Genomic DNA, 7777 nt, shown 5'->3' with positions numbered 1-7777 from the left:
GGGGGGGGGGGGGGTAACCCGGGCGGCGTCCTCCGCCGGCGGGTCGGAGAAGGTCCTCCGCTCGACGTTCGCCGGGGGTCTCCTCGCGAGGCGTCGGCTCCTGGTGGCGGGACCTGATCGGGCGGTGGCATGGTCAGCAGGGTGCGGCGCCCTGCCGCCGTCTTCGCGGACGGGTCGGTCGCCGGTCTGATGGCTGGGGCACGGCGTGAGCCTGCGGGTGCGCACGTCGCCCCGGGGAGTGCGTCAGCCGTCGTACGGGATGATCACCAGCACCGACGACGAGGGGACGCGGGGCATGAACGCCGTGGCGCAGGACGGACAGCGGGAGGCCATCGTGGTGGTGCTCTCGGGGGGCATCGGGGCGCGCTTCGGGTTGACGCAGCCGAAACAGCTCACCGAGCTCGGCGACCGGACGGTCCTCGAGCACACGCTCTGGACCGTCGCGGAGCTCACGGGCGTACGACGCGTCTCCATCGCCGCGAACGTGAGCCACCTCGAGCAGATCTGGGCGCTCGCGTCCGGGGTCGTGTTGGGTCCATCTCATGGGTGGTCCGCGGACCGGCGTTGCTGGTGCACGTGGTGGTCGCGCCTTGTCCAGCGCCCGTCGTGATCTGGGTGACGAGTGGTGAGCACACGACGAAGGGGCGGTCCGGGTGGACCGCCCCTTCGTCGTGCTGCTCAGGTCGTCAGCGCACGCGGACCGAGGCCGCGGCGGTGGAGCCGGAGTAGTTCGTGCTGGTGGGCGTGAACTTCACCGAGACCTTGTAGGTGCCGCTCGCGCGGACCTTCGAGGTGAACGCGGCCTTCGCCGTGGTGTTGCCCTTGACGGCGATGGTCTTGGTGACCTTGAAGCCGTTGGGGCCGGTGATCGTCACCGTGGCCTTGCCGTCGCGCGACGCCTTGACGTAGACGGCGGGCGACTTGCCCTTGGCGATCGAGGTGTTGGCGACCTTGACGCTCGTCTTGCCGGCCGTGACCTTGACGGCGACGGCGGTGGACGAGCCCTTGAACTCCGAGCCGGAGGTCGGGGTGTAGGTGACCGACGCCGAGTAGGTGCCCTTGTTGAGCTTGCCGAGCGACACGGTCGCCTTGCCGCTCGTGAGGCCCTTGGTGAAGGTCTTGGTGCCGACCTTGACCTTGACGTAGCCGGTCGGCGTGCCGGTGGCGGCCTTGACCGTGACGGACACGGTCGAGCCGGTGCCGTAGACGACGGGGGCCGCGGAGGCGCTCGTCGTGGTGCGGACCGTCGCCGGGTAGGGCGCCGCGACCGTCGTGAGGACGGACTCGGAGGTCGTGGCGGCCGGAGCTGCCGGGGTCGTGTCGTTGCCTGCGGCGACTGCCGGGATGGCGAGCGCGGCCGGGACGGCGAGCGCCGCGGCCAGCGTCAGTGCAAGGGTCTTCTTCTTGAGCACGTGTGTGGTCCTCATTCCGTATTCGGGCCGCCCCCCGGGTCCCGAAGGACTGGGCTACCGCCTAGATGATCGGTCATCCCACGGGTCGGCCTGAGTCGCTTCGGGCAAACCACGAGAATTGCCCGGGGATCTCACCCGATCGGCGTAACGCGCGGCTCAGGATGCGGGATCGTCGCCTGGAAGTGTGACGGCCGTCACGGCCGGATCGGTCATGCCGGGCACCCGGCGTCCACGATCGGGTGAACGTCGTGCGCGGTGGGGGTCGTGCTCAGCCGGAGCTCGCCGGGCAGGTCCGCGGGGACGGTGAACGTCGCGTGGATCGTCGTCGACGCACCCGGCGCCAGCTCGGTCGTCCACGACGCGACGTCCAGGTCGAGGTACGTCGACTCGAAGATCTCCTCGGGCGTCCCGTCGATCTCCACCGACTCGAGCGTGCCCCCCGCGGGCGCGTACAGGTCGTAGTTCGTCCGGACGTTCCCGGGGGTGTCGAGGTGCTCGCCGACGACGTACGCGGGCAGCCCCGCGCCACCCGCGGGGCCGGTGTTCGTCAGCTTCAGGTCGACGCCGACCACCCGCGACCCGTCCGCCTCGCAGCGCTCGACCGCTGCTGCGACCGTCGTGTCGAGGTACCACGACATCTTCGCGCCCGAGCCGTCGTTGAGGTACACGCCCACCACCGGGGACTCGCCGTCGCGACCCGTCACCTCACCCGCGAGCGGGGTTCCCGCGAGCCGCGCCTGCTCGTCGTCGTGCGCGGACCAGACGAGCAGCCGGCGCTCGTCGACCGACTGTGCGAGGCCGTCCAGGAGCGACGTCGGCGACCCCGCGAAGAGGCCGTCGAACACCGCCCCGGCCGCACCGGCGAAGAACGCGTCCTGCTTCACCGGGTCGGTGATCCGCAGGTAGACCTCGTTGAGCAGCAGCTGCGCGGCGTTCTCGCCCGTGATGCGCGTGCCGTCCGGCGTCGTCACCGGGCCCGCCCGCTCGACGAGGTGCCCCAGCGCCACCGGGTCCGTCGCGAGCACGCCGTCCACCGCCGTGCCCGTCGCGCGCTCCCACATGGCGCGCGCGAGCTCGGCCGCGCGCGGGAAGTGCGGCGTCAGCGTGACGTCCTGGATGTAGACGCCGAGCTGGTCGCCGAACATCTCCTGCTCCTGCGGCGTGAGCGCCAGCACGGGCGCCGCGTCCGCCGTGTTGATCTGGCCTGCTCCACGCTGCTCGACGACCGTGAGCAGGCCGTCCTGCGCGTGCAGGTGCAGCACCGCGCCCGGGATGCCGCCCGTCGCCCGCAGCTCCGCGTTCGACTGCACCAGCAGCAGGTAGTCGCGCGGCCCGTCCGCACCGAGCATCGCGGGCAGGAGCGCGGCGGCGCGCGCCGCACCCGACGTGCTGCCGCTCACCGAGTCCACCGCGTCCTGCAGCCGCGTCACCGCGTCCACGACCCGCTCGTCGTAGTCACCTCCGCGCAGGCCCGCCAGCCGGACCCGGGCCGCCTGCACCGCGTCGTCGGCCGCGACGATGCCCGGCGCGACGCGCGCGATCGCCTCGACGTCCACCCGGCCCTGCGGGCTCACGAGCGACTCGGGCTCGAGCGTCTCGACAGCGTCGAGCACCCCCGGCATCGCCACACCCGCCAGGTCGTCGACCGTGCGCGCGAGCGACCGCACCGCGGAGACGTCGTCGCCGACCACCGGCAGCGCCTGCGCGAGCGTCAACGGCAACCGGTGCGCGGCGGCGTCGGCCGCGGACGCCGCACGCGCCGCGCGCTGCGCCGGTCCGCGCGCCGCGGCCGCGTCACCGTCCAGCGCCAGGTCGCGCGCGGCCTGCACCTCGCGCGCCGCCTCGTCGAGACCCGTGTACGTCCGACGCGCGTCGAACGCCCCCCACACGGCCAGCACGACGAGCACGCCCAGCACCCCGAGCGTCCACCACAGCCCGCGGCGCCCACGCCGCGGAGCCGCGGGCTCGATGACCGGGGCGGTCTCGGGGGCGCTCTCGGGGGCGGTGTCCGGGGTGTCGTCCGGCGTCGCGTCGGTCGGCGTCACGGGGTTCTCGTCGTGCATCAGGCTCTCTCGCGTGGTGGGCTCCGACGCGCGCGGACGCGAGCGTCGGAGCCGTCGGTGGCCGCGGGACGCCGGTCGTGGACCAGCGAGGGCGCCCTCGTCGGAGGGCGCCGCGAACGGACAAAGATGTCGCTACGGGACCTATCGGCACGCGAGCGCACCGGCATGAGCCTCAGCGTCGACGCGCGGCCCACCGGTACCCGAGGCCGCCGAGCGCGAGACCCGTCGCGCACACCGCCACCGGCGTCCACCCCGTGGTCCCGACGAGCGCGAGCACCACGGTCACGACGAGCGCGAGCAGCCACAGCGCCGAGCCGACCACGGTCACGCGCGCGAGGTCGACCTCCACGGGAGGCGGGGGCGGCTGGTCGATCGGCACGCCCGCAGCCTATGCGGTCGCCGCCGGGTGCCCGGGCACGCTCGTCGGACGGGGTGTCAGGCCTGGCCCGTCACCGCGTACGCGGCCTCCACGCGGGCCTTCGCGGGACGCCACCAGTCCTCGTGCTCGCGGTACCACGCCACCGTCGCCTCGAGGCCCGAGCGGAAGTCCGTGTACCGCGGCGACCAGCCCAGCTCGGTGCGCAGCAGCGTCGAGTCGATCGCGTAGCGCAGGTCGTGGCCCGGGCGGTCGCTCACGTGGTCGAAGTCGTCGGCGTCCCGGCCGAAGATCTCCAGCAGCGCGCGCACCACCTCGAGGTTGCTGCGCTCGCCGTCCGCGCCGATCAGGTACGTCTGCCCGATCCGACCGTCGGCCAGGACGCGCCACACCGCGGCGTTGTGGTCCTCCACGTGGATCCAGTCACGCACGTTCGCGCCGGCGCCGTACAGCTTGGGACGCACGCCGTCGATCAGGTTCGTGACCTGGCGGGGGATGAACTTCTCGACGTGCTGGAACGGGCCGTAGTTGTTCGAGCAGTTCGAGATGGTCGCCCGCACCCCGAACGAGCGGACCCACGCGCGCACCAGCAGGTCCGAGCCGGCCTTCGTCGACGAGTACGGCGACGAGGGGTTGTACGGCGTCCGCTCCGTGAAGCGCTGCGGGTCGTCGAGCTCGAGGTCGCCGTAGACCTCGTCGGTCGAGACGTGGTGGTAGCGCACGTCGTGCTTGCGGACGGCCTCCAGCAGCGCGTACGTGCCGATGAGGTTCGTCTGGACGAACGGCCACGGGTCCGCCAGGGAGTTGTCGTTGTGCGACTCGGCCGCGAAGTGCACGACCGCGTCCGCCTCGGCCACCAGCCGGTCCACCAGCGCGCCGTCCGCGACGTCGCCCTCGACCAGCGTCACCGCGTCACCCAGGCCCGCGAGCGACGCCCGGTTGCCGGCGTACGTGAGCTTGTCCAGCACCGTGACCTCGACCTCGGGGTGCTCGGCGACGCTCTGGTGCACGAAGTTGGCCCCGATGAACCCGGCGCCGCCGGTGACGAGTAAACGCATGTTTCGAGCGTAGCAACGCATAGAGTGCACGGGTCGACAAGGGGGGTGCGCGTGCGCTGGGTCGTGGTGGGGGCAGCGGGGATGCTCGGGCGGGACGTCGTCGCGCGGCTGCGCCAGGGCGACGACGACGTCGTCGGGCTCGACCGTGCGGGGCTCGACATCACGTCCCCGCAGGCGTGCGCCGACGCCCTCGTCGGCGCCGACGTCGTCGTGAACTGCGCCGCCTACACCGCCGTCGACGACGCCGAGACGCACGAGGCCGAGGCCTTCACGACGAACGCCGTCGGGCCCGCCACGCTCGCGCGCGCCGCCGCGTCCGCGGGTGTGCGCCTCGTGCAGATCTCCACCGACTACGTCTTCGACGGCCGGGCGAGCACCCCGTACGGCGAGGACGCGCCGCAGGCGCCCCGCGGCGCGTACGGCCGCACCAAGGCCGCCGGCGAGTGGGCCGTCGCCGCGTCCGGGGGCGACCACCTCGTCGTGCGCACCGCGTGGCTCTACGGCGCGCACGGCTCGAGCTTCCCCCGGACGATCGCACGCGTCGCCCGGGAGCGCGGCGCGCTCGACGTCGTCGACGACCAGCGCGGGCAGCCGACCTGGACGGTCGACGTCGCCGACGTCGTCGCGCGGCTCGTCGCCGCCCGGGCGCCGCGCGGGACGTACCACGCGACGTCGTCCGGTGAGACGACGTGGTTCGGGTTCGCGCAGGCCGTCGTCGCCGCCGCGGGCCTCGATCCCGCGATCGTCGCGTCGACGACCTCCGAGAAGTTCGTGCGACCTGCGCCGCGGCCCGCGTACTCCGTGCTCGGGCACGGGGCGCTGCGATCCGTGGGTGTCGCGCCGATCGGCGACTGGCGCGGACGGTGGGAGGCGGCCGCCGCGGCCGTCCTGGGGCAGGAGGAGAGCTGATGGGCATGGAACCGCTGGCCGTCGAGGGTGCGTGGCGCGTCACGCAGCGCGTGTTCGGCGACGCGCGGGGGGCGTTCCTCGAGTGGTTCCGGGCCGACGAGCTCGAGCAGGTCACCGGGCGACGGTTCGACCTGCGCCAGGCGAACCTCTCCGTCTCCGCCGCGGGCGTGCTGCGCGGCGTCCACTTCGCCGACGTGCCGCCCGGCCAGGCCAAGTACGTGACGTGCGTGCGCGGCGCGGTGCTCGACGTGGTCGTCGACATCCGCGTCGGGTCGCCCACCTACGGCGCGTGGGACGCCGTCCTCCTGGACGACGAGACGCGCGAGGCCGTGCTGATCTCCGAGGGGCTCGGGCACGCGTTCTGCTCCCTCGAGGACGGCTCGACCGTCGCGTACCTGTGCTCCGCGCCCTACAACCCGACCGGTGAGCACGGCGTGCATCCGCTCGACCCGGCCATCGGGATCTCCTGGCCGACCGTGGGGCGCGACGGGTCGCCGCTGGAGTACGTGCTGTCCGAGAAGGACGCCGCCGCGCCCACGCTGGAGGAGGCGCGCGCGGGCGGGCTGCTGCCGGCGGCCGACGACGTGCGGGCGTTCGTGGCGACCTTGGGGCCGGACGCGCGGTAGGCGTTCCCGGGTCGCCCTCTTGGCGGTCGTCGGGGCTTGTCGGGATCGCCCTGGTTGCGTAGAATCGAACACATGTTCGAGACGCCGCGCGACGAGGGGGCGCTCGCGGTCGTGGGATCGGGCGCTGGATCGGTTGCCGGGTCGGCCGTGGGCTCCGTGGTGGCGCGCGGCGGGGCCGAGGTGGTCCACCGGCTCGGGGCGGTGGTTGAGGAGCTCGTGGCCCTCGCCGCCGCGACGCGGGACGCCGCGGGGTGGACGGGAGCCGAGCGCGCGCGGGTCCTCGGGGCGCTCGACAGGGTGCCGGGGCTCGTGAGCAGCGTGCGCGCGCCCGTGCTGGTCGCGCAGCAGCGCGCCGCCGCGCGCGTGGGGGCCGAGCGGGAGTTCGCCGACCAGCGCGCGCAGGCCATCGCCGGCACGCGCGGTCAGGCCGACCGTCAGGTACGTGCGGCGCACGTCCTCACCCGCCTCGACGGCGTCCGTGACGCGGTCCACGAGCGGCGCATGCTCGAGCCGCACGTCGACGCGCTCGCCCGTGTGCTCGACACCGCGTCCTCGCAGGTCGACGAGTTCCTGACCTCGTCCGAGGGGCAGCGCCGCGTGGTCGAGCTCGCCGACGGGGCGGACGCGCGGCAGTTCGCGCGTGACCTCGCGGTGCTCGCCGCCACGCACGACCAGCAGGGCGCCGACGACGCGCGGGAGGCCGCCCGCCGCGCGCGGTTCCTGCACCTGACGCACGCTGCGGACGGCACGTTCCTGCGCGGTCGGCTCGACCCGCTCGCCGGCCGCGCGCTGCAGGCGGCGCTCGACGCCACGGGCCACCGGCCCGACGACGACCGCGCTCCCGAGCAGGCGCGTGCCGACGCGCTCACCGCCCTCGCGCGCCACGCGCTGGGTGCGTCGACAGCGCTCGCCCCACCGGCGCTCGACGCAGCGCCCGGCGCGCCCGGTGCGCCTGCCGTGCCCGGTGCGCCTGCCGTGCCCGGTGCGCCTGCCGTGCCCGGTGCGCCTGCCGTGTCTGGTGGGTATGCCGCGCCCGGTGCGCCTGCCGTGTCTGGTGGGTATGCCGTGCGTGGTGCGCCCGGCACGGCTGGTGGGCGTGGGGACGTGCCGGACGGCGCTCAGGTCGTGACGCCGGGGGTCGTGCCGCACGTGAGCCTGGTCGTGCCGGCCGCGACGTGGCACGCGGTGCGGGAGCAGGCGCGCCGCCGGAGCGCGGTCGAGGCGGGAGGCGTGCGGGCTGATGGCGCGCGCCGCGGCTCTGCGGCCGAGGGGTGCGTGGAGCCCGCGGCCGCGGCCGAGCGGCGGGTCGAGCCCGCCGGTGCGACGGCCGAGC

At 74.4% G+C, this 7777-nt stretch carries 7 protein-coding genes and 1 pseudogene; 4 read left to right on the top strand and 4 right to left on the bottom strand.

What is annotated here, in order from left to right:
- The first annotated feature begins 205 nt into the window (after window positions 1-205).
- Window positions 206-610: an NTP transferase domain-containing protein gene (locus CUD01_RS15915; protein ID WP_141322481.1), complete on the top strand. Its 405-nt coding sequence runs from the start codon at window positions 206-208 to the stop codon at window positions 608-610.
- 76 nt (window positions 611-686) lie between these two features.
- Here CUD01_RS15915 and CUD01_RS15910 read toward each other — a convergent pair whose 3' ends face one another.
- From CUD01_RS15910 to rfbB, 4 genes are all read right to left on the bottom strand, one after another.
- Complete coding sequence (locus CUD01_RS15910) at window positions 687-1427, bottom strand: Ig-like domain repeat protein (RefSeq protein WP_141322480.1); 741 nt, start codon at window positions 1425-1427, stop codon at window positions 687-689.
- 194 nt (window positions 1428-1621) lie between these two features.
- Entirely contained in the window at window positions 1622-3457 is a 1836-nt protein-coding gene (locus tag CUD01_RS15905; protein ID WP_141322479.1) for a DUF4012 domain-containing protein, read from the bottom strand.
- A 190-nt stretch (window positions 3458-3647) separates the two neighbouring features.
- Window positions 3648-3854, bottom strand: a complete 207-nt coding sequence (locus CUD01_RS15900) for a DUF2530 domain-containing protein (protein WP_094181878.1) — start codon at window positions 3852-3854, stop codon at window positions 3648-3650.
- A gap of 56 nt (window positions 3855-3910) precedes the next feature.
- Window positions 3911-4909: a dTDP-glucose 4,6-dehydratase gene (gene rfbB / locus CUD01_RS15895; RefSeq protein ID WP_141322478.1), complete on the bottom strand. Its 999-nt coding sequence runs from the start codon at window positions 4907-4909 to the stop codon at window positions 3911-3913.
- Between the two features lie 51 nt (window positions 4910-4960).
- On the opposite strand from rfbB, the gene rfbD reads away from it, so the two are divergent.
- From rfbD to CUD01_RS15875, 3 genes and pseudogenes are all read left to right on the top strand, one after another.
- Window positions 4961-5818: a dTDP-4-dehydrorhamnose reductase gene (rfbD, locus tag CUD01_RS15890; RefSeq protein ID WP_141322477.1), complete on the top strand. Its 858-nt coding sequence runs from the start codon at window positions 4961-4963 to the stop codon at window positions 5816-5818.
- The gene (locus CUD01_RS15885) at window positions 5818-6444 is read left to right on the top strand and encodes a dTDP-4-dehydrorhamnose 3,5-epimerase family protein (RefSeq protein WP_141322476.1); all 627 of its coding nucleotides are present in this window, start codon (window positions 5818-5820) and stop codon (window positions 6442-6444) included. Before rfbD ends, CUD01_RS15885 begins: the two co-directional genes overlap by 1 nt.
- 72 nt (window positions 6445-6516) lie before the next feature.
- Window positions 6517-7777 (top strand): annotated as a pseudogene (locus CUD01_RS15875) (hypothetical protein); the annotation flags it as partial.

The organism is Cellulomonas uda (assembly GCF_006538705.1).
GTDB lineage: Bacteria > Actinomycetota > Actinomycetes > Actinomycetales > Cellulomonadaceae > Cellulomonas > Cellulomonas uda.
This window is presented reverse-complemented; position numbering and strand designations above follow the sequence as displayed.